Below are 19,468 nucleotides of genomic sequence, written 5' to 3'. Positions count from 1 at the left end.
CCTAGTTGGTGGTAGCGGCGGTGCGGCCGGTGATGGTGAGGAAGACGTCGTCGAGATCCGGTGTGTGGACCGAGATCCCGGCAGCGTCGATCCGGGCGTCGTCGAGGGTGGCGAGCACGCCGCGGACAGCGCCGATCCCGGCGCCACCGGGGACGGCGAGGGTGTTCTCGCCCGGGGTGTCGACCGCCGAGGGGAACTGCGACCGCGCCCGTTCGAGGTCGTCGGCGTTCGTGAAGTCGATCCGGATGTATCCGCCCGGCACGAGACGCTTCAGTTCGGCCGCCGTCCCCTCGGCCACGATGCGGCCGCGGTCGAGCACAGCGATCCGGTCCGCGAGGTGATCCGCTTCCTCGAGGTACTGCGTGGTGAGGAAGATGGTGGTGCCGCCGGCGACGAGACCGCGGACGGTGTCCCAGACCGCGCGGCGGGACCGTGGATCGAGTCCGGTCGTCGGCTCGTCGAGAAAGATGATCGACGGTTCGCCCACCAAAGTCATGGCCAGGTCGAGGCGCCTGGTCATACCGCCGGAGTATTCGGCGACCCGACGGTCCGCGGCGTCGGTGAGGTCGAAGTCGCGCAGCAACCGGTCGACCCGTTCGCGGGTCGCCGCTTTCGAGAGATGTCGCAGGCGGGCGACCATGGTGAGGTTCTCCCGCCCGGTCAGCAACGTGTCGACGGCGGCGAACTGCCCGGTCAGGCCGATCTGCGCGCAGATCGCGGCGCGGTCGGTCCGCGGATCGAGTCCGGCGACCTCCACCTCACCAGCGTCCTGTTGCGACAACGTGGACAGAATCTTCACGGTGGTCGTCTTCCCGGAGCCGTTGGGTCCGAGCAGGGCGAACACCGCGCCCGCCGGTACGTCGAGATCGATACCGTCGAGGACGGTGTGGTCGCCGAAGGACTTCGTGAGTCCGGAGGCGCGGACGGCGGTTGTTGTCATGATCGTGCTCCCAGTGGTTGCTGAAACTAGAAATAAACTCATGCGCATATATGCATGTGTGGGTAGACGACGGTCCCTGATGGACGTCGCCGGGAACTGCTCGGTTGTTCTAGTGGTGCGGTCGGGTGGGGTTTTACACGTCCAGGTCTTCGACCTCGGGTCGGAGGGCGGCGGCAGTACGTGCGTAGAAGCGTTCGGGGACAAGCGGTTTGAGCTGGTCGGGAGAGTCGACGATGTCGACGCGGTAGTCGCCCCAGTCGGGTAGGTCGGCGGTGAACAGGCTGCGGACACTGGGAAGGCCGGTCAGGTCTTTCAGCCAGTTACCGGTCTTCTGCCGATGTGTCACCCCGTAGTTCGCCCAGTCGACGTGGTGGACCGCGAGGACGATCTTGCCGGTCCGCCCTTCGTAAGCGGTCAATTTGGTTGCATTGCCGGTGGTTTCGTCGTACTCGGTCTCCTCGGCGAGGAGTCTGCCGAAGAACCGTTTACGACGCACTCCGTCGGGACCGTCGCGCAGGACGACCTCGTCGTAACCGGCGTCGCGGTAGTCGGCTGCCCGCACGTACGCGCGCAGTGCCTCGACGACTGCGCCGGAGAGATTGCCTCCTGACACCTGTTGAGCGCGTTCGAGGACTTTGAGGTCATCGTCGGAGACGTAGATGGTCTTGTTGGGCATGCGGTAACTATATGTAGATGTATACGTAGACGCAAGGGATCGGGGAAACTGCATCCGGGAGGGCAGTCCGTGAGGGTGACGGCTCCGAATCGTTCAGTAAGCTGAGCAATGGGAGGTGGCGAGCAGATGCTCACTGGAGTGATCGGAAATTCGGCGATCATGGCCGCGATAGGGCTGGGGATGATCGCGTTGACGGCGTGTGCGTTCCGCCTGAGGCGGTCGGGCGGGGCCGTCACCTGGTTGGTGGTCCTGCTCGGCGTGGCACTGACATTCGACAACGTGGCAGTTGCCGTAGGCCGGATGGTCGGCTTCGGTGACCTTTTGTACGCGATCAACCTGCCGCGCTTCTGGATTCACGGGCTGATGACTCCGCTGATCGTTGTCGCCGCGGCCGTGCTCGCCTGGCGTCTGGGGGTGCGGTGGAGTCGCCCGGTGGTCGTGGTCGGGGCCGTTCTCGTCGCCGCATTGGTGGTCGTCGGGATCGTCGAGTGCTTCGTGGCGCTGGAGCTGACGCCGGCGACCGACGGTGATGCGCTGCGGTACGCCAACGCCGCCGCTGCCGGCCCGCCGGTCCCCGCACTGGGCACCGTGCTGATCCTCATCGCGATCGGGATGACCGCGTGGCGTCAGGTGCGGTCGCTCTGGCTGTTGCTCGGCTCGGTGACGATGCTGGTCACCGCGGCCGCGGGCATGTCGGTTCTCTGGCTAGGCAATTTCGGTGAGCTGGTGTTGTACGCCTCCATCGTCGCCACCATGTTCCAGGTGGCCGCGGCCGAAAGCCGTTCCGCCGCCAATGGTACGAACAATCGGCTGGAGTCGGGGAGGGCCGCGGCGCAGTCGATGACGGTCCGGAGCTAGTCGCCCGTTCCGGAATGGTTCTCGCGCTCCGCGTCTTGCAGCGCGATCGCGCGGGCCAGCCGCGCGTACTTGACCTCCAGGTCGCGGAACCGCAGATACGTCGACACCGTCGTGAAGGCGAACGCGATGACCAGGAGGAACAGGACCAGGTCGAGGCCGCGTTGGATGCCGATCTTGTTGGCCACCCATGTGACGTCGTCCTGCCGCAGCATCGCGTAGAGGCCGAAGCCGATGAACGCGACGAACAGCAGCTTCACGCCTGCCGACGCGCGGGCCGTGCCTCGATTCACCACGAAGAACCCGACGAGCGCGACCAGACCGAGGATCGCGAGGATCTGGAACCAGATCATCGTGGCATCACTTCCTCACCCGGGTGTGGAACAGGCCGTCGGCGACGATGTTGACCCCGTTGATCAGCGACTGTCCCTTCGCCCGCGAGTAGTCGGTGTAGAGGATCGTCACCGGTTGTTCGGCCACCCGCCACCGGTGGTGATCGATGAGCGCGATGAACTCTGACGCGTGGCTCATCCCGCTCATGAGCAGGTCGAGCTCATCGGCCACGGTCTTGTTGAACGCCCGAAGTCCGTTGTGCGCGTCGGACAATCCGAGGCGACGAGTGCGCGGGCTCAGGAACACGATGGTGCGCAACGCCATCCGGCGCAGGATCGGAACCGATTCGCTGCGACCGTCGGCGAAGCGGGTCCCGACGATGATGTCGACCGGCTCGCGTCGTAAGCGTTCGATCATGGCCGACACGTCGTTAACCTGGTGCTGCCCGTCGGCGTCGAAGGTCACGAAGAACCGTGCCCCCGGCCGGCGACGCGCGTACTCGACGCCGGTCTGGATCGCGGCGCCCTGACCGAGGTTCACCGGGTGCCGAACCAGATGCACCCCGGCGGCCCGGATCTGCTCGGCCGAGTTGTCCGAGCTGCCGTCGTCGACGCAGACGATGTTGGGAAACGTCTCGCGGGCCTTGGCCGCCACCTCGCGGATCACCTGGCCCTCGTTGAAGACGGGCACCACCAGCCACACGTCGGCGTTGGTACTGGGTTCGGCCATGGTCAACAACCCTAACCCGCTTCCGCGCGGGGTCTGCCGCCCGGCACGCCTCGGGGGCTGCATGGTGATCGGACCTGGTTAGTCTTGTCCGGTGACGATCGACGTGATGATGCCGTTCTACGGCGACGTCGCCCAGTTCCGGCAAGCCGTCACCAGTGTGCTCGACCAGGACGACCCGGACCTCCGGCTCGTCGTCGTCGACGACTGCTACCCGGATCCGACGCCGCGGCAATGGCTGGAGTCGCTCGGCGACGCCCGGGTCCAGTACCTCCGCAACGAGACCAACCTCGGCGTGAACGGGAACTTCCGGCGCTGCGTCGAGCTGGTCACCGCCGACTGGTTCGTGGTCATGGGGTGCGACGACGTGATGCACCGCGCCTACCTCGCCGCCGTCCGTACGATGGCCCGCCACCATCCCGACGCCGCGGTCATCGCGCCCGGCGTCGACGTCATCGACGAGAACGGTCAACCGGTCACGCCGCTCGGTGACCGGATCAAGTCGGTTCTCGCGCCGCCGCGGGCGACCGTGCTGTCCGGGGAACGGCTGGCCACCTCGCTGTACCACGGCAACTGGACCTATTTTCCGTCCCTGTTGTGGCGGACCGCCGCCGTGCGCGAGGTCGGGTTCCGGCCCGGACTCGAGATCGTCCTCGATCTCGCACTCCTCGTCGATTTGGCGAGCGCCGGCGGATCACTGGTCTACGACCCCGAGGTCGTCTTCTCCTACCGCAGGCACCGCGCCTCGGTGAGTTCGGTGCAGGCCGTCGACGGTCGGCGGTTCGCCGAGGAGAACCGATTCTTCGCCGACGAAGCGCAGCGTTGCGAGGCGCACGGCTGGCCGAAGGCAGCGCGCGCCGCCAGGTGGCACGCGACGTCGAGGCTGAACCACCTCTCGGCCCGCGTCGGCGCGGGCCTCGGCCGGCTGCGGATTTCGTCCGGAAGCTAGGAGCGCCTGCGCTCCCTGGGGGGTGGGCGAGCCCAACCCCTGCTCCCTGAGGTGCGAGCGAAGCGAGCTTAACCCCTGCTCCCTGAGGTGCGAGCGAAGCGAGCCTCGAAGGGCTCGTAGCGCGCCTCACCAGCCCTTCGAGGCTCGTCGCTTGCGCTCCTCGCACCTCAGGGAGCAGGGGTTATGCGGTTCTTTCGGTCAACGACGGCCGCGAGGCCGCAGGTACTGAGGAGCGAGCTTGCGAGCCGACCCCATGCTCCCTGAGGAGCGAGCTTGCGAGCGTCACGAAGGGTCAGGCCCGCAGCACCCCGACGAGATGCACGCCGAGGCCGACCAGGGGTCCGACGACGAGGGCGACGCAGGTCCGGGTCGCGACGTCGAGCGGCAGCAACAACATCGCGATCGCGACCAGGGTCGACACCCACCATCCGGCCGCGTACCAGCGGTGGGCGCCCGCGGCGATCGCGGCGGCGCCGGTCACCGTCAGCAGCGCCAGGCACGTCGCGCCGAGCGTCAGCATCGCCACGACCACACCGTCGAGATCGAAGTCGGCGCCGAACACCGATCGCAGCAACCACGGGCCCACCAGCCACGCGGCCGTCACCCCGACGCCACCGACCGCGGCGACGATCCCGAGGGGAGCACCCAGCGCGGCGAGGCGGTGGTCCCGGCGGTCGACGAACCTCGAGATCAGCACACCCTGAAAGCTGTTGAGCGGCACTAGTAGTGGTGCGCGGGTCAGGGTGACGGCGAGGATCAGCGCGCCGATCGTCCGGACGTCGTCGGCGTCGGGGCCGCCACGCAGGTCGGTGGTCAGGTTGATGAGCACGGGAAAACCCATGACGAGGACGGCGCTCGCGGCGGCGGCGGCCATCGCGGTCAGGGTGTTGCCCGTCAGACGTCGGGGCGCGACGTCGCCGGCGACGCCGATCGCACGGCGGGCCGAGGCCGACACCACGAGCAGCAGGCACCACGACACCGACCCGACGACGGTGACGACCAGGAACGCGGTGACGCCCCAGCCGGCCGCCACCGCGACACCGGCACCAGCGAGCCGGATCAGCGCGTCGACCGACAGCAGCACCGCGAACGACGACCAGTCCAGCCGCCCCGACAACGCTCCGCACAGGTGCGCGTACACCGCGAAGCTCGCCACGCCGACGGCGAGCAGCAGCACCGACAGGCCGCGATCCGCGGTGAACACCCGTGAGCTCCACAACGGTGACGTCGCGACGACCAGAACGGCCAGGCCGAGCCCGATGCCCGCGTTGACCAGCAACGGGCGCGACCGGGCGAGCCCCTCCGATGCGGCGGTCCGGACCGCCCGCGTCGTCTCCTGCAGTTGCCCGTTCTGCGCCCCGGTCACCAGGCCGTAGGCAGCCCAGAACACGGCGAACACGCCGTAACCGACGGCCCCGAGATGCCTGGCCGCCAAGAGCAGGACGACATACCCCGACGCGGCCGCGACGATCGTCGCCATCGTGACCCGGCCCAGTGAACGTGCGTCGGTGTCGCCTGCCGAACCGGCGTCCGGACCCGGCGTCGTCGGATCGGTCGTCATCGAACGGATCAGGAAGGACCTGGGAACGGCGGCAACTCGGGCGTGAACAGCCAGTCGTCCCAGAGATCCTTGAGCGGCTTCGACGAGTGGGTGGCGGCGAGTGCCATGAAGTCCTCGGTGGTCACCGAGCCGTACCGATACTTGTCGGTCCACCGCTGCAGCAGCGCGAAGAAGTCGCCGTCACCGATGGTCAGCCGCAGTGCGTGCAGGGTGAGTGCGCCGCGTTTGTAGATCCAGTCGTCGAACATCTTGCGCGGACCGGGATCGGCGAGTGGCACACGCACCGGCGACGATTCGAGTTTCGCGTAGTAGTGACGCGCCCATTCGTCGGCGCTGCGGCCGCCCGAGTGCTGACTCCACAGCCATTCGGCGTAACAGGCGAAACCCTCGTGGAGCCAGATGTCGCGCCAGCGGGCCGCGGTCACCGAATTGCCGAACCACTGATGCGCGAGCTCGTGGGCGATCAACCGCTCCGCGTGCCGGCTGCCGTCGCAGTGATTGGCCCCGAAGGTGGAGAAACTCTGTGCCTCGATGGGGATCTCGAGTTCGTCGTCGGTGACCACGACGGTGTACCGGGGGAACGGATACGGCCCGAACATCTCGACGAACGCCGCCATCATCTCGGTCTGCTGACCGAAATCGACCCCGAAGTTCTCCTCGAGTCGCGAGGGGACGAGGCCCGAGACCGGAATCGGTTTGGACGCCAACGAGATCTGCTTGTACTGACCGATCTGGATCGACGCCAGGTAGGTGGGCATCGGTTCCACCTGCTCGTAGACCCAGGTGGTCTGCGCGGCGCGGACCCGCTTGGACTCCAGGACGCCGTTGGCGAGCGCGTGATACGGGCTGTCGGTGGTGATCGAGATCCGGTACGGCGCCTTGGCGCTCGGGTGGTCGTCGCAGGGGAACCACGACGCCGCCCCGTTGGGCTGGTTCGCACAGAGCGAGCCGTCGGTCAGTTCCTCCCAACCGACCTCACCCCACGGGCCGCGGATCGGATGCGGACTGCCGTGGTACCGGACGGTGACGGTCATCGCCCCGCCCGGGGGGAGTGGAGTGTCGGGGGTGATGGTCAGCTTGTGCCGACGATGCGAGTAGCGGGCGCGCTTGTCGTTGACCGACACCCGTTGCACCGACAGCGAGCTCGCCAGGTCGAGGGTGAAACGCTTGAGCTCGGCGTACGACGTCGCGGTCAGGATCGCGGTGCCCTCGAGTCGATTGCTCGACACCTTGTACTCGAGTTCCAGATCGTATCGAGAGATGCGATAGCCCAGATTGCCGTTGTCGGGCAGATATGTATCGAGGACGTCGGCGGGTGCCCCCAGCACGGGTTGCCCGGAGTTGCCACGTGAACCCAGCCCAGACTTTCCCGGCACTCTCGACTCCTACTCCGTTCTGCCCCGGCGGGCTGACGTGCGGCGGCGCGCCTCGACGAGTCGCGTCGGCGACGCGCTGCGACCGGTCACGAAGCGGTTGCGGTTCGGTGGTGACGTCTCGATTCGGCTGTTCACCCGCGACGGGGCGATGCTGTCCCGGACACTGAGAGAGTACCTGGCGGCGGCACGGCCGGCCCGCCCGATCGATACGAGGAGTGCGGAATGAGCGGATTCGGTAGTGTGGCGCAGTTTCTCGCGCGCCTGATACTCGGCATCATCTTCATCGCCCACGGGTGGCAGAAGCTGGTCACCCAGGGTATGGACGCCACCAAGGCGGCATTCGGCCCGGCCGGCATGGACATCCCCTACCCGGAGCTCGCCGCGTACTACGCGACATGGGTCGAGCTGATCGGCGGCATCCTGCTGATCCTCGGACTGCTGCTGCCGATCGTCGCGACCCTGCTGATCGCCGACATGATCGGCGCGATCGTGTTCGTGCACTGGGACGCCGGGTTCTGGAACATGGACGGCGGTTACGAGTGGCCGCTCGCGCTGATCGCGGGCCTGCTGGCCGTCGGCTACACGTCGGCCGGCCGGATGGGCGCCGACAGCTACATCATGCGACGCCGACGCCGAGACGTCGTCTGACGGCTCACACCAGAGCCAGACCGTCGATGGTGGCCGCGCTCGCCGGAGCGCCGCCACCATCGGCCAACCTCTCGACCAGGCGCGTGAGCAGTTCCCGTTCCTCGTCGGCATGACGGAGTCCGACACCGTCGATGAGCCCCGGCGAGATCAGCGCGAGGGGATCGGTGTCGTGCCGGTGGACCACCGCCGCGCCGAGCAGACGTTGCGCCTGGGCGGGATCGGACTCCCAGAGCGCGTCGGCGGTCAGCAGGTACAACCGGACGGCCGGCGAATAGTCGTGCAGGTGCACGAGCGCCCAGGCCCAGTGCTTCGCGACGTCGACCGTGTCGGCTTCGGCGCGCCCGTGCGTGCGCACGTACTTGCCGTGCAGTTCACGACACAGGTGGCTGGCGTCGGACCACAGCATGAGATGGGACATGCAGCGGACGCAGTCGTGCAGATTGGACAGGTACATCACCGAATACGGTCCCTCGCGGCGCGACCTGATCTCGCGGAGCACGGAGAACTCGGCCAGCGCGTGGTCGTATTCACCGGCCGAGAGCAGCGCCCGGGCCTCGGCCTGCATTTCCTCGATCACCCTCGACATTGTCGCCGATCCGGCACCCCGGCATCGGCGATTCGGCCGAACCGGGTGAGCACGACCGACACCGGCCGGCCAGGTAACACCATCGGGTCGTCCTGGCGGGACTCCCGGCGGGCTGGCATCGTGGCAAGGATGAAGGACGACATCGGTAGCACTCCGGAGGGTTCGGACGGCGAGTACAGCCTGGACGAGGACGACCAACTGCAGCCGGAGGACACTCTGGACGACCGCGGCGTCGACGACGTCCTCGACGAGGGGTACTCACCGCCCGACTATGCGCCCAAGGGTGCCGTCCACGGGCTGACCTCCCGGGAACAGGCCGAGGGCGAGACGCTCGACGAGCGGCTGGCCGAAGAGGAACCCGACGTCGGAGCGGTCGATCCGCTCGACGAGATCACCGCCGAGGAACGTGCGCGGACCGACTGGCGCGCACACGATTCCGATCGTGACGACGAGTTCGAGGAAGACGACGAGGTCGGGGACCGCCGCGCCGGACGTCTCATCGCCCCGGACGCCGGATCAGGTATCGACACCGAGTCGGACGCCGTCGCCGAGGACGCCGGGATCGACGGCGCCGGAGCCTCCGCGGAAGAGGCTGCGGTGCACTACATCTCCGATTCGGACTAGTCGGTCTGGTTCGGCCCGCTCCCTTCGCTCCCGGCGCCGGTTTGATTAGGCCCGCTCGCTTCGCTCCCGGCGCCGGTTTGATTCGGTCCGCTCGCTTCGCTCCCGGCGCCGGTTTGATTCGGCCCGCTCGCTTCGCTCCCGGCGCCGGGCTGCTCCAATACCTGCGCCAGCGTCGCGACGATGGTCGAGCGGACGGCGTCGGCCGTGAGGCCCAGCCCGCTCAACGCCTCGGCAAGCGTGCCATCGGCGAAGAAGCCGAGCAGGAGATGCTCCGTGCCGATGTAGTTGTGCCCGAGATCGAGGGCGGCAGCGACGGTCGACTCCAGGACCGACTTCGACGCGTCGTCGTAGGGCACCACGCTCGTTGCTTCGTCGTCGGCGATGTCCCGCGGTGCCGGGAGCAGTGGCGCGATGGCCGCACGCCAGGCGTCGGCGTCGACACCGGAGTCCCGCAGCACATGGAACACGAGGGACTTCGGTTCGGCCGTGAGGGCCTGCGCGATGTGGGCCGGGGTCACGTGCTCGGCACGGCCCGCGGCCGCTGCCGCGTTCGCGGCCATCAGTACGTTCGCGGCCCGGGGCGTGAAACGCGAGAACGGGTTGTCCGCGCCGGGTGCATCGTTCTCGCCCGCGGACGACACGCGGTCGACGAACCGCTTCTGAGCGGCCTGTTTGCTCACGCCCATGCTGGTGCCGATCGCGGTCCACGATGCTCCCGAGCGGCGGGCCTGGTCGACGAAGTGACCGATCAGGCTGTCGGCGATGTCGCCCAGGTGCTGCGCGGCCACCACCGCGTCGGAGAGTTGGTCCAGCGGGTCGTCGTGGACCTTGCGGATGGCATGGATCAGGTCGTCGAGGCGGATGGAGACTGAACTCTGGGGCATGCGTCAACCGTAGGTTGACGAGTTGATCGCGTCAACCCCGAGTTGACGACGACGCGTCGAGGCCGATCAAGCGCGTGTGCGTTGACAGGAACGGCAAGCGTCATGACGATGGATGCGGAGATCGGCGAAGTCGTCGCCGGCCGCTCCAGGCTTTGCCACGGGAGGTTATCCAGTGAGCATCACCGAACCGTCGGTTCGTCCCCAGTCCACAGACACCCGGTCCGCCGAGAGCCCGCCGGCGAACGGTGTCGTCACCGATGTCGCGCGTCGCTACCTCGACGTCCGCGCCCTGACCGACACGCTGTCCGAACGGCTTTCGCCCGAGGACCAGACACCGCAGTCGATGACCGAGGCGAGCCCGGCGAAATGGCATCGGGCGCACGTCACCTGGTTCTTCGAGGAGTTCATCCTGCGGCGTGACCCCGCGTACAAGGTCTACGACGACACGTTCCGGTACCTGTTCAACAGCTACTACGAGGCTGTGGGAGAACGGCATCCACGACCTGATCGCGGTCTCGTCACGCGGCCGGGTGTCCGCGATGTGACCCGCTACCGCGAGCATGTCGACGCCGCGATGGTGGATCTCCTCGAGCGCGGCGACCTCGACGAGGCCGCACTCGAACTCGTCGAACTCGGCTTTAATCACGAACAGCAGCACCAAGAGCTGCTGCTCATGGACATCAAGCATCTCTTCTCCACCAACACGTTCGGGCCGGTGTACGTCGATCGCGAACCCGACGAACCGGGCATCGCGAAAGCGTTGGGCTGGCGGCAGTTCGAGGGCGGCGTCAACGAGATCGGCGCGTTGGGCAGCGGATTCTCCTACGACAACGAGGGCCCCCGGCACCGGGTGTATCTCGAGGACTTCGAGATAGCCGACCGCGCGGTCACCAACGCCGACTGGCTGGAGTTCATGGCCGACAACGGTTACCGGCGCGCCGAATTCTGGTTGTCCGACGGGTGGGCGACCATCCGCCAGACCGGATGGGACGCACCGGGATACTGGCGCGACGAAACGGGTGCGCGCTCCACCGACCCGTCGGACTGGACGACGTACACCCTGTCCGGTCGGCGGCGGATCGTGCCCGACGAGCCCGTCCTGCACGTCTCGTTCTACGAGGCCGACGCCTACGCCCGCTGGGCGGGGGCCCGGCTGCCCACCGAATTCGAGTGGGAGATCGCTGCCGGCTCACTGGGTACCGAGCGCGGGGCCCTGCTCGACCCGGACCGATGTCATCCCGGCCGCGTCGGTGCGGCGATGATCGGGGATGTGTGGGAGTGGACTGCCAGTGCGTACCTGCCCTATCCCGGCTTCGTGCCCGCCAACGGCGCGGTGGGTGAATACAACGGCAAGTTCATGTCCGACCAGCATGTGCTGCGCGGGGCGAGCGCGGTGACGCCTGTGGGTCACGAACGACTGACGTACCGAAACTTCTTCCCGGCGCCGTCGCGCTGGGTCTTCTCGGGACTCCGGCTGGCCCGATGAGCCTCGACAGCGACACCCCGGTGACGGCGACCACCGGGGACACGGCCATCGGGGGCCTTGCCGCGGACGCACTCTCGGGATTGTGGCAGCAACCGCCGGTCCTCCCCACGAAGTGGTTGTACGACGAGCGCGGCAGCAAGCTCTTCGACGAGATCACCCGTCTGCCCGAGTACTATCCCACCCGCCGCGAGACCGCGATCCTGCGCGCGCGGTCGGCCGAGATCGCCTCGACGACCCGTGCCGACGTCATCGTCGAACTGGGCTCGGGCACATCGACCAAGACGCGTCTGCTGCTCGACGCCTTCGTGGACGCGGCCGCCGACGGTGAGCGTCCGACCTACGTCCCCGTCGACGTCAGCACCGAGATGCTCACGACGACAGCCGAAGTACTCGCCGTCGACTATCCCGGGATCGACGTCGTCCCCGTGGTCGCCGACTTCACCGAGCCTGACCTGGATCTCCCGCCCGCCGACGGCCCGCGCCTCGCGGTGTTCCTCGGTGGCACGATCGGCAACTTCGATCCTGCTGCGCGCGCGGAGTTCTATCGTTCGATGGTCGGCTCGTTGTCCCCGGGTGACTACTTCCTCCTCGGTACCGACCTCGTCAAGGACACCGGGCGGCTCGTCGCCGCCTACGACGACAGTGCTGGTGTGACCGCCGATTTCAACCGGAACATGATCGAGGTGCTCCGTGCCGGCCTCGACGCTCGCGGGCTCTACGCCGACGACTTCGAACACATCGCCCGCTGGAATCCGGGCGAGCACCGCGTCGAGATGTGGCTTCGCGCCCGGCGGGACGTCGACGCGTACTTCGGTGTGCTGGGCCGATCGTGGCGGGTGCCCGCGGGAACCGAGATCCACACCGAGATCAGCACCAAGTTCCAGCCCGGGGCGCTCGCGGAAGAACTCGAGTCGGCCGGACTGTCCGTCGTGTCGGCGTGGACCGATCCCGCAGGCGACTTCCAGCTCACCCTGACCCGACGCTGAGCAGTTCGCGCACCCGCGGGATGACCTGCGTTCCATAGAGTTCGATGCTGCGCATGAGCTCGGGGTGGCCGAGTGTCCCGTGCGAATACTTCAGGTCGAATCGGCTCAGTCCCAGTGCTTGGACGGTCGACGCGATCTTGCGGGCAACGGTGTCGGGCGACCCGACGTAGAGCGAGCCGCCGGGTCCCGTCGACCGCTCGAACTCGATGCGGGTCGGCGGCGGCCAGCCGCGTTCGCGACCGATGCGCCCGACGTACTCGCGGTAGTGCGGCCATAGGGCGTCGCGTGCCTGCGCGTCGGTGTCGGCGACATGGCCCGGTGAGTGCACGCCGACGGGCATCAGCGGCTTGTCCATCTCACGGAGGGCACGGTGATACAGATCGACGTACGGCGTGAAGCGCAACGGGTCGCCGCCGATGATGGCGAGCATGAGTGGCAGGCCGTACGACGCGGCACGTACCACCGACTCCGGGCTGCCGCCGACCGCGATCCACGTCGGCAGGGGCGGGTTCTCGAGTTCGGGATAGACCGCCTGGGACTGCAGCGGACTGCGTGTGGAACCCGACCATGAGACCGGTCGGCCGGTGCGCAGTTCGGCGAACAGGGCCAGCTTGTCGCTGAAGAGTTCCTCGTAGTCGGAGAGGTCGAAACCGAACAGCGGAAACGACTCGGTGAACGATCCGCGCCCGAGGATCACCTCGGCGCGACCCGACGACAACGCATCGACTGTCGAGAACCGCTGGAACACGCGGATCGGATCGTCGGAACTCAGGACGGTGACGGCCGAACCGAGACGCATCCGGGTGGTGCGCGCCGCGATCGCGCCGAGTACGACCTCGGGTGCCGACACCGCGTAGTCGTCGCGGTGATGCTCACCGACACCGAGGAAGTCGACGCCGACCGTGTCGGCGAGGATGGCCTGCTCGAGCAGATCGCGCAGGGTCTGCGACCCGGAGCGCAATGTGCCGTCGGGTTCGGCGGTGATGTCCCCGAACGTGTCGAGACCGAGCTCGATCTTCTCGATACCTACCGGGTGAGATTCCATGTCGCCCTTCGCGAGAGTCAGAGTCGATCGATCCCGGTTCTCGGCTGCCGATCGATACCGCAGTCTCAGGATTTCACGAACTTCTTCAATGTTCGTTGCGCTGACCACCGTAGAGCTGTGACATGCTCAGAGGGAATTCACGGTTCCGGTGCGCCGGGCAGGCTTGCTTCTAGACAAAGGAGACTTCTTATGTGGGATTCGTTCTGGGACTTCATCTGGTACACGATCGTCATCTTCGCGTTCGTGGCCTATCTGATCGTCCTGTGGCACATCATCAGCGACCTGTTCCGCGACAAGGCGGCTTCGGGGTGGGCGAAGGCGGCGTGGGTGGTCTTCCTGATCATCTTCCCGTACATCACCGCCATCGTGTACCTGCTCGCGAAGGGCAAGGGGATGGCCGAGCGTCAGCGTGAGGCGTACAGCGAGGCCAAGCAGGCGTCCGACGAGTACATCCGGTCCGTCGCAGGCACCTCACCGACCCAGCAGATCGCCGACGCGAAGAACCTGCTCGACTCGGGCGCGATCACCCCTCAGGAGTTCGAGCACTTGAAGAGCAAGGCCCTCAGCGGAACCGCCTGACGGTCCCTCGACACAGACAACGCTCCCCTATGGCGCCGGTCGCCGTCGGGGAGCGTTGTCTGTTCTCCGGTTCGGGACCGGCGTCGCGTCAGTCCGCCGACCCGACGCCCACACGCCACAGCGGATTGACCGGACCGTGGCCGGCGCCCAGTGGATACGCGGCCGCCAGGCAGCGGGTCACCCAGTCCTTGCCGAAACCGACCGCCGCGGGAACGTCGTGCCCGTGGGCCAGCGCGCACGCGATCGCGGCGGCGAGGGTGTCGCCGGCGCCGTGGTCGTGCGGGGTGTCGATGCGTTCGTGGCTGAGCTCGATGAACTGGTCGCCGTCGTAGAGCAGATCGGGGGAGTGGTCCGAGGTTCGCAGGTGCCCGCCTTTCACCAGCGCCCAGCGCGGCCCGAGATCGAGCAGTGCCCTGGCCGCGTCGCGCTGCGACGCGGCATCGGTGACCGCGATGCCGGTGATGAGCCGGACCTCGTCCAGGTTCGGTGTCACCACCGTCGCGAGGGGAAACAGGCTGTGCCGCAGGGTGTCGAGTGCCGAGTCGGCGAGCAGCTGGTTGCCGTGCATCGACGCGCACACCGGATCGACCACCAGCGGAACGGATGTGTCCCGGCCGATTCCACTCGTGCGGCACTGCTCGACGATGGCCTCGATGATGGGCGCCGACGCGAGCATCCCGGTCTTCGCCGCGGCCACACCGATGTCACCGGACACGGAGTCGATCTGCGCCGCCACGGTCTGCGGTGAGATCTCCTCGAACCCGCTCACGCCCACCGAGTTCTGGACCGTCACCGCGGTCACCGCGACACACCCGTGCACCCCGAGCAGGGCGAAGGTGCGCATGTCTGCCTGTATTCCCGCGCCCCCGCCGGAGTCCGAACCCGCGATCGTCAGGACCCGTACCGGGGCCGTTCCGGGCGGTGACAGCGGGAGTCCCGTGTAGGCCTGTTCGTCGACCGTGCGCTGATTCGCGTCGACTGTGCGTCGTCGTGCGTCGTCTGTGCGCATCAGGCGCCGCCGGTCGTCTGGAGCGGGAGGTACACGCGGTTACCGGCCTCGGCGAACTCGGCCGACTTCGCGGCCATGCCCTCGGCGATAGTCCGGTCGATGTCGTCCGCGGTGACGAGACCGTGCTCCTCGGCGTAGGCGCGGACGTCCGCCGAGATCCGCATCGAGCAGAACTTGGGTCCGCACATCGAGCAGAAGTGGGCGGTCTTCGCGGGCTCGGCGGGCAGCGTCTCGTCGTGGTATGCGCGCGCGGTGTCGGGGTCGAGGGCGAGATTGAACTGGTCGGTCCAGCGGAACTCGAAGCGCGCCTTGCTCAGTGCGTCGTCGCGTTCCTGTGCCCGCGGGTGGCCTTTGGCCAGGTCGGCCGAGTGCGCCGCGATCTTATACGTGATCACGCCGACCTTGACGTCGTCGCGGTCCGGAAGTCCTAGATGCTCTTTCGGAGTCACGTAGCACAGCATCGCGGTGCCGGCCTGAGCGATCATCGCCGCGCCGATGGCCGAGGTGATGTGGTCGTAGGCCGGCGCGATGTCGGTGGCGAGCGGACCCAGGGTGTAGAAGGGGGCCTCCTCGCACAACTCCTCCTCCAGGCGCACGTTCTCGGCGATCTTGTGCATCGGGACGTGCCCGGGGCCTTCGATCATGACCTGCACACCATGCGATTTGGCGATCGCGGTCAGCTCGCCGAGAGTGCGGAGTTCGGCGAACTGGGCCTCGTCGTTCGCGTCGGCGATCGATCCGGGGCGCAAGCCGTCGCCGAGGGAGAACGTGATGTCGTAGCGGCGGAAGATCTTGCACAACTCGTCGAAGTGCGTGTACAGGAATGACTCCCGGTGGTGCGCGAGACACCAGGCCGCCATGATCGAACCGCCGCGCGAGACGATGCCCGTCACCCGCTTCGCGGTCAGCGGAACGTAGCGCAGCAGGACACCGGCATGCACGGTCATGTAGTCGACACCCTGCTCGGCCTGCTCGATCACGGTGTCGCGATACAGTTCCCAGGTCAGCGAGGCGGGATCGCCGTTGACCTTCTCCAGCGCCTGGTAGATCGGAACCGTCCCCACGGGGACCGGCGAGTTGCGCATGATCCACTCGCGGGTGGTGTGGATGTCGGCGCCGGTCGAGAGATCCATGATCGTGTCGGCGCCCCAGCGGGTGGCCCACACCATCTTCTCGACCTCGTCGGAGATCGAGCTGCGCACCGCCGAATTACCGATGTTCGCATTGACTTTGACCGCGAAGTTCTTGCCTATGATCATCGGTTCGGACTCCGGATGCCGGTGGTTCGCCGGGATGACCGCTCGCCCGATCGCCACCTCCGACCGGACCAGTTCGGGGTCGATGCCCTCTCGGGCGGCGATGAACCGCATCTCTTCGGTGATGATCCCGGCCCGCGCCCAAGCTAGCTGGGTGCTCGCGCCGTCGACCGGTTCCGGGCGGCGCCAGTTGTCGCGGGTGGGGGCGAGGCCCTTCTCGACGTCGATGCGCGCCGTCGGATCGGTGTACGGACCCGAGGTGTCGTAGACGTCGAGGTGTTCGCCGTTGGTGAGGTGGATACGACGCTGCGGGACGCGCAGGTCGCCGACCGTGAGGTAGTGCTTGGTGCTGCCCTCGATCGGACCGAGGGTCAGGAACCCTGAGTCGGCGGGTGCGCTGCCGTCGCGAGTCGCGGATACACGTGTGCCCATGGCTTGTCTCCCTACGCCGGCATTACCCGGACAGGTTCGAGCGGTCGGCGACCGCCCGTCGCCATCTCAGCCCTCGGTCATCGTGAGAGCCCCCGCGGTGTAGTTGTCGTGCGTCCGCCACCCTACAGCGCGGAGTTCGTTCGGGTCGTAGGGGTGCGCGCGACCGTCTCGATGTGCGACGACCGGACGATCGGGGTCATCAGTTACGGTTCCGTAAGGTACCGTGTGACCCGGATCACAAGCGGGGCCTATGCCGAGGTTCGGACGGCACATGTCAGTGGTCCGATGTCCACGATCAAGAGGTGAGGAGGGTCGGGTGCTACGCAAGCATCGTCAGCGACCACCACAGTCGGCGAAGTCGATCCTGCAGCAGATCTCGCAGGTGGTGCACAATCCCGACCGCGACCGGTTCGAGCTGTGGGTCGCCGGCGACCTGGTCGGCGTGCTCGGCTATTCGACCGAGACGGTCGACGGTCAGACCACCATCACCGTCCTACACACCGTGCTCTACGACGAGTACACCGGACATGGTCTCGCCACCCGACTCACCCGCACCGTCGTGCACTTCACCCGCGAGCAGGGCGCCCGCCTGCGGCCCGTGTGCACCTTCACCAAGCACTATCTCGACGGCCATCCCGGGATCGTGACCCTCGCGCCGGTGTGATCCGAAGGTAAGCCTCGGCGGCTCCGGAACATTCCTCGCCGGACCCTTCGAGGCTCGTCGCTATCGCTCCTCGCACCTCAGGGAGCAGGGGTTATGCGCTTCCTTGGGATTATGGTGCGGTGGTCGCGCTCCTCGCGCCGGTGTGAGGAGCGGGCTCCGACTCGGCTCAGCCTGCCGACGGCTCCGACAGCAGTGTCTCGCGGAGCACCTTTTTGTCGATCTTGCCTACTGCGGTGACCGGGAGCGTGCGCACGACGCGGACCACGTCGGGCAGTTTGAAGGAGGCGAGTCCGCGGTCGGCGAGGAAGGTGCGGATCGCGGCCAGCTCGAGTGGTCGGGCCGGGGGGTGTTCGTGCGAGAGCACGACTGCCGCACAGATCTTCTCACCGAGCGCGTCGTCGGGCAGCCCGACCACCGCGACCTGCCGGACCGAATCGTGGGCGAGGAGGTTCTCCTCGACGTCGTGGGCGGCGACGTTCTCCCCGGCGCGCACGATGGTGTCCTTGATGCGGCCGGTCACGGCCAGGTGCCCCGACGGCAGCCGGGTGACCTTGTCCCCGGACCGGTAGAAGCCGTCCGGCGTGAAGGACTTCTCGTTGTGCGCCGTGGCGCGGTAGTAACCGCGGATCGTGTAGGGCCCCCGCACCAGCAGTTCACCTTCTTCCCCGTCGGGGACATCGGCTCCGCCCTCGTCGACGACCCGCACCTCGTCGAGCTCCGACATCGGTGCCCCTTGCACTTGGTGCACCAAGTCACGCGGGTCGTCGGTCCGGGTGTAGCAGATCAGCCCCTCGGCCATGCCGAAGACCTGCTGGACGACGGGGCCGAGGGCCGCGTCGAGGGCGACGGCGTCGGACTGTGCCAGCTTGGCGCCGCCCACCTGCAGCAGGCGCAGGGAGCTGATGTCCGCCGGCTCCCACTCGGTCGCCGCGCACCAGAGTTGCGCGAGCGCGGGGACGAGCGCGGTCACCGTGACGCGGTGCCGCTCGATGAGGTCGAAAGTGTTGTCCGGACTGGGGTTGTCGGCTAAGACGACGTGGCCGCCCGCACCGAAGACGCCCAGGATTCCCGGGCAGCACAGCGGAAAGTTGTGCGCGGCCGGCAGGGCGACGAGGTAGGTGTCGTCGGCGGTGAGGCCGGCGACGTCCGCGGACAGCCGGGCGTTGAGGTCGTAGTCGTCGTGCGTGCGCGCGATGAGTTTCGGCAGTCCGGTGGTGCCCCCCGACACGAGGAACAGGGCGGGTAGCCCGGCGTCGGGGGCAGCCGGGAGCTCGACCGAGGCGGGGTCGGCGTCGGGGAGCGGTGTGAATCGACCAGGTTCGCCGGAGATGAAGACCTGCGCGACGTCGGGCACCCGTGACTGCAGCTCGGTCGCGAGCTCGCGATAGTCGAACCCCCGGCGGCCGTCCTCACCGATGTAGGCGACCGCGCCGGCACCGGCTGCGAGATGGGCGATCTCGGTGATCCGGTGCGCGGGCAGCGTCATCACCGGAACGACACCCGCGCGTAGGAGGCCGTACAGGGTGACCGCGAAGTCGAGGGAGTTGTTCAGCTGCAACACGACCCGTTGCGTCGGCCGCAGTCCGGCCGCGACGAAACCGGCGGCACGACGGAGGGTGGCGTCGCGGAACTCGGCATAGGTGAGCGTGCGCGGCCCGTCGGTGGAGGCGTCGGTCAGCGCAGGGGAGTCGGGAGTTCGCTCGGCGGCCAGATCGAGGCCGGCGAACAACGGGCGGTCGAGGAAGACGCCGGCGTCGCGGTACTTCTGTGCCTGTGCGTCGGTGTGGGGAGCGAAACCGTCGAGCAGATCGGTCGCGGGGTCGAGATGCGTCGGCATGAGTTCATTCAAACAC

General features: G+C 67.6%; 19 protein-coding genes, 1 pseudogene and 1 riboswitch. Of the genes and pseudogenes, 8 read left to right on the top strand and 12 right to left on the bottom strand.

Annotated elements, in window-relative coordinates; translation table 11 throughout:
* Position 1 precedes the first annotated feature (1 nt).
* Together AS181_RS09825 and AS181_RS09820 are read right to left on the bottom strand one after the other, a co-directional pair.
* Positions 2–940, bottom strand: coding sequence for an ABC transporter ATP-binding protein (locus AS181_RS09825; RefSeq protein WP_058251388.1), 939 nt, complete (start codon positions 938–940; stop codon positions 2–4).
* A gap of 133 nt (positions 941–1,073) precedes the next feature.
* Positions 1,074–1,616, bottom strand: coding sequence for an EXLDI protein (locus AS181_RS09820; protein ID WP_058251387.1), 543 nt, complete (start codon positions 1,614–1,616; stop codon positions 1,074–1,076).
* A gap of 138 nt (positions 1,617–1,754) precedes the next feature.
* On the opposite strand from AS181_RS09820, the gene AS181_RS09815 reads away from it, so the two are divergent.
* A complete protein-coding gene (locus AS181_RS09815) occupies positions 1,755–2,474 on the top strand; it encodes a hypothetical protein (RefSeq protein WP_175404304.1) in 720 nt (239 codons plus the stop codon).
* Here the strand turns inward: AS181_RS09815 and AS181_RS09810 are convergent.
* Positions 2,471–2,824: a DUF2304 domain-containing protein gene (locus AS181_RS09810; RefSeq protein WP_058251385.1), complete on the bottom strand. Its 354-nt coding sequence runs from the start codon at positions 2,822–2,824 to the stop codon at positions 2,471–2,473. The genes AS181_RS09815 and AS181_RS09810 overlap by 4 nt on opposite strands.
* 7 nt (positions 2,825–2,831) lie before the next feature.
* On the bottom strand, positions 2,832–3,533 hold the full coding sequence (locus tag AS181_RS09805) for a glycosyltransferase family 2 protein (RefSeq protein WP_058251384.1): 702 nt from the start codon (positions 3,531–3,533) through the stop codon (positions 2,832–2,834).
* Positions 3,534–3,624: 91 nt separating this feature from the next.
* Here AS181_RS09805 and AS181_RS09800 point away from each other — a divergent pair, with 91 nt between their 5' ends.
* Positions 3,625–4,479 carry a glycosyltransferase family 2 protein gene (locus AS181_RS09800; protein ID WP_058251383.1) on the top strand — a complete coding sequence of 285 codons (855 nt, stop codon included), beginning with the start codon at positions 3,625–3,627 and terminating at the stop codon, positions 4,477–4,479.
* 292 nt (positions 4,480–4,771) lie between these two features.
* Here AS181_RS09800 and AS181_RS09795 read toward each other — a convergent pair whose 3' ends face one another.
* A complete protein-coding gene (locus AS181_RS09795; RefSeq protein ID WP_058251382.1) occupies positions 4,772–6,040 on the bottom strand; it encodes a hypothetical protein in 1,269 nt (422 codons plus the stop codon).
* An 8-nt stretch (positions 6,041–6,048) separates the two neighbouring features.
* On the bottom strand, positions 6,049–7,416 hold the full coding sequence (locus tag AS181_RS09790; RefSeq protein ID WP_058251381.1) for a M1 family metallopeptidase: 1,368 nt from the start codon (positions 7,414–7,416) through the stop codon (positions 6,049–6,051).
* A 222-nt stretch (positions 7,417–7,638) separates the two neighbouring features.
* Between AS181_RS09790 and AS181_RS09780 the strand changes: the two genes are divergently transcribed.
* Positions 7,639–8,064, top strand: a complete 426-nt coding sequence (locus AS181_RS09780) for a DoxX family protein (RefSeq protein ID WP_058251379.1) — start codon at positions 7,639–7,641, stop codon at positions 8,062–8,064.
* 4 nt (positions 8,065–8,068) lie between these two features.
* Here AS181_RS09780 and AS181_RS09775 read toward each other — a convergent pair whose 3' ends face one another.
* Positions 8,069–8,650 carry a hypothetical protein gene (locus AS181_RS09775; protein ID WP_175404303.1) on the bottom strand — a complete coding sequence of 194 codons (582 nt, stop codon included), beginning with the start codon at positions 8,648–8,650 and terminating at the stop codon, positions 8,069–8,071.
* Between the two features lie 129 nt (positions 8,651–8,779).
* Between AS181_RS09775 and AS181_RS09770 the strand changes: the two genes are divergently transcribed.
* The gene (locus AS181_RS09770) at positions 8,780–9,274 is read left to right on the top strand and encodes a DUF5709 domain-containing protein (RefSeq protein ID WP_058251378.1); all 495 of its coding nucleotides are present in this window, start codon (positions 8,780–8,782) and stop codon (positions 9,272–9,274) included.
* 158 nt (positions 9,275–9,432) lie between these two features.
* Here AS181_RS09770 and AS181_RS09765 read toward each other — a convergent pair.
* Positions 9,433–10,158 (bottom strand): annotated as a pseudogene (locus tag AS181_RS09765) (Clp protease N-terminal domain-containing protein); the annotation flags it as partial.
* 172 nt (positions 10,159–10,330) lie between these two features.
* Here AS181_RS09765 and egtB point away from each other — a divergent pair.
* Positions 10,331–11,644, top strand: coding sequence for an ergothioneine biosynthesis protein EgtB (gene egtB / locus AS181_RS09760; RefSeq protein ID WP_058251377.1), 1,314 nt, complete (start codon positions 10,331–10,333; stop codon positions 11,642–11,644).
* On the top strand, positions 11,641–12,630 hold the full coding sequence (egtD, locus tag AS181_RS09755; protein WP_058251376.1) for an L-histidine N(alpha)-methyltransferase: 990 nt from the start codon (positions 11,641–11,643) through the stop codon (positions 12,628–12,630). The genes egtB and egtD overlap by 4 nt, the downstream gene beginning before the upstream one ends.
* On the opposite strand, the gene AS181_RS09750 is transcribed toward egtD, so the two are convergent.
* Positions 12,611–13,675, bottom strand: coding sequence for an LLM class flavin-dependent oxidoreductase (locus AS181_RS09750; protein ID WP_058251375.1), 1,065 nt, complete (start codon positions 13,673–13,675; stop codon positions 12,611–12,613). The two genes, egtD and AS181_RS09750, sit on opposite strands and share 20 nt — an antisense overlap.
* A gap of 189 nt (positions 13,676–13,864) precedes the next feature.
* Between AS181_RS09750 and AS181_RS09745 the strand changes: the two genes are divergently transcribed.
* Positions 13,865–14,254, top strand: coding sequence for an SHOCT domain-containing protein (locus AS181_RS09745; RefSeq protein ID WP_058251374.1), 390 nt, complete (start codon positions 13,865–13,867; stop codon positions 14,252–14,254).
* Between the two features lie 88 nt (positions 14,255–14,342).
* Here the strand turns inward: AS181_RS09745 and thiD are convergent, their stop codons facing one another.
* Together thiD and thiC are read right to left on the bottom strand one after the other, a co-directional pair.
* On the bottom strand, positions 14,343–15,263 hold the full coding sequence (thiD, locus tag AS181_RS09740; protein WP_078111736.1) for a bifunctional hydroxymethylpyrimidine kinase/phosphomethylpyrimidine kinase: 921 nt from the start codon (positions 15,261–15,263) through the stop codon (positions 14,343–14,345).
* Positions 15,263–16,951 (bottom strand): phosphomethylpyrimidine synthase ThiC, encoded by a 1,689-nt coding sequence (gene thiC / locus AS181_RS09735; RefSeq protein ID WP_058251373.1) that lies wholly within the window; start codon positions 16,949–16,951, stop codon positions 15,263–15,265. Before thiC ends, thiD begins: the two co-directional genes overlap by 1 nt.
* A riboswitch (TPP riboswitch) is annotated at positions 16,943–17,057 on the bottom strand. Its footprint overlaps the gene before it by 9 nt.
* Before the next feature lie 210 nt (positions 17,058–17,267).
* Between thiC and AS181_RS09730 the strand changes: the two genes are divergently transcribed.
* A complete protein-coding gene (locus tag AS181_RS09730; protein ID WP_058251372.1) occupies positions 17,268–17,615 on the top strand; it encodes a GNAT family N-acetyltransferase in 348 nt (115 codons plus the stop codon).
* Positions 17,616–17,781: 166 nt separating this feature from the next.
* On the opposite strand, the gene AS181_RS09725 is transcribed toward AS181_RS09730, so the two are convergent.
* Positions 17,782–19,452, bottom strand: a complete 1,671-nt coding sequence (locus AS181_RS09725) for a (2,3-dihydroxybenzoyl)adenylate synthase (protein WP_058251434.1) — start codon at positions 19,450–19,452, stop codon at positions 17,782–17,784.
* Positions 19,453–19,468: the final 16 nt, after the last annotated feature.

It is taken from the genome of Gordonia sp. SGD-V-85, from assembly GCF_001456905.1.
Taxonomy (GTDB): Bacteria; Actinomycetota; Actinomycetes; order Mycobacteriales; family Mycobacteriaceae; genus Gordonia; species Gordonia hongkongensis.
This window is presented reverse-complemented; position numbering and strand designations above follow the sequence as displayed.

What these genes read in the sequence shown, in the direction of transcription:
- AS181_RS09825 (WP_058251388.1), bottom strand. Translation starts at nt 940, where the DNA reads ATGACAACAACCGCCGTCCGCGCCTCCGGACTCACGAAGTCCTTCGGC.
- AS181_RS09820 (WP_058251387.1), bottom strand. Translation starts at nt 1,616, where the DNA reads ATGCCCAACAAGACCATCTACGTCTCCGACGATGACCTCAAAGTCCTC.
- AS181_RS09810 (WP_058251385.1), bottom strand. Translation starts at nt 2,824, where the DNA reads ATGATCTGGTTCCAGATCCTCGCGATCCTCGGTCTGGTCGCGCTCGTC.
- AS181_RS09805 (WP_058251384.1), bottom strand. Translation starts at nt 3,533, where the DNA reads ATGGCCGAACCCAGTACCAACGCCGACGTGTGGCTGGTGGTGCCCGTC.
- AS181_RS09795 (WP_058251382.1), bottom strand. Translation starts at nt 6,040, where the DNA reads ATGACGACCGATCCGACGACGCCGGGTCCGGACGCCGGTTCGGCAGGC.
- AS181_RS09780 (WP_058251379.1), top strand. Translation starts at nt 7,639, where the DNA reads ATGAGCGGATTCGGTAGTGTGGCGCAGTTTCTCGCGCGCCTGATACTC.
- AS181_RS09775 (WP_175404303.1), bottom strand. Translation starts at nt 8,650, where the DNA reads ATGTCGAGGGTGATCGAGGAAATGCAGGCCGAGGCCCGGGCGCTGCTC.
- AS181_RS09770 (WP_058251378.1), top strand. Translation starts at nt 8,780, where the DNA reads ATGAAGGACGACATCGGTAGCACTCCGGAGGGTTCGGACGGCGAGTAC.
- egtD (WP_058251376.1), top strand. Translation starts at nt 11,641, where the DNA reads ATGAGCCTCGACAGCGACACCCCGGTGACGGCGACCACCGGGGACACG.
- AS181_RS09750 (WP_058251375.1), bottom strand. Translation starts at nt 13,675, where the DNA reads ATGGAATCTCACCCGGTAGGTATCGAGAAGATCGAGCTCGGTCTCGAC.
- AS181_RS09745 (WP_058251374.1), top strand. Translation starts at nt 13,865, where the DNA reads ATGTGGGATTCGTTCTGGGACTTCATCTGGTACACGATCGTCATCTTC.
- thiD (WP_078111736.1), bottom strand. Translation starts at nt 15,263, where the DNA reads ATGCGCACAGACGACGCACGACGACGCACAGTCGACGCGAATCAGCGC.
- thiC (WP_058251373.1), bottom strand. Translation starts at nt 16,951, where the DNA reads ATGGGCACACGTGTATCCGCGACTCGCGACGGCAGCGCACCCGCCGAC.
- AS181_RS09725 (WP_058251434.1), bottom strand. Translation starts at nt 19,452, where the DNA reads ATGCCGACGCATCTCGACCCCGCGACCGATCTGCTCGACGGTTTCGCT.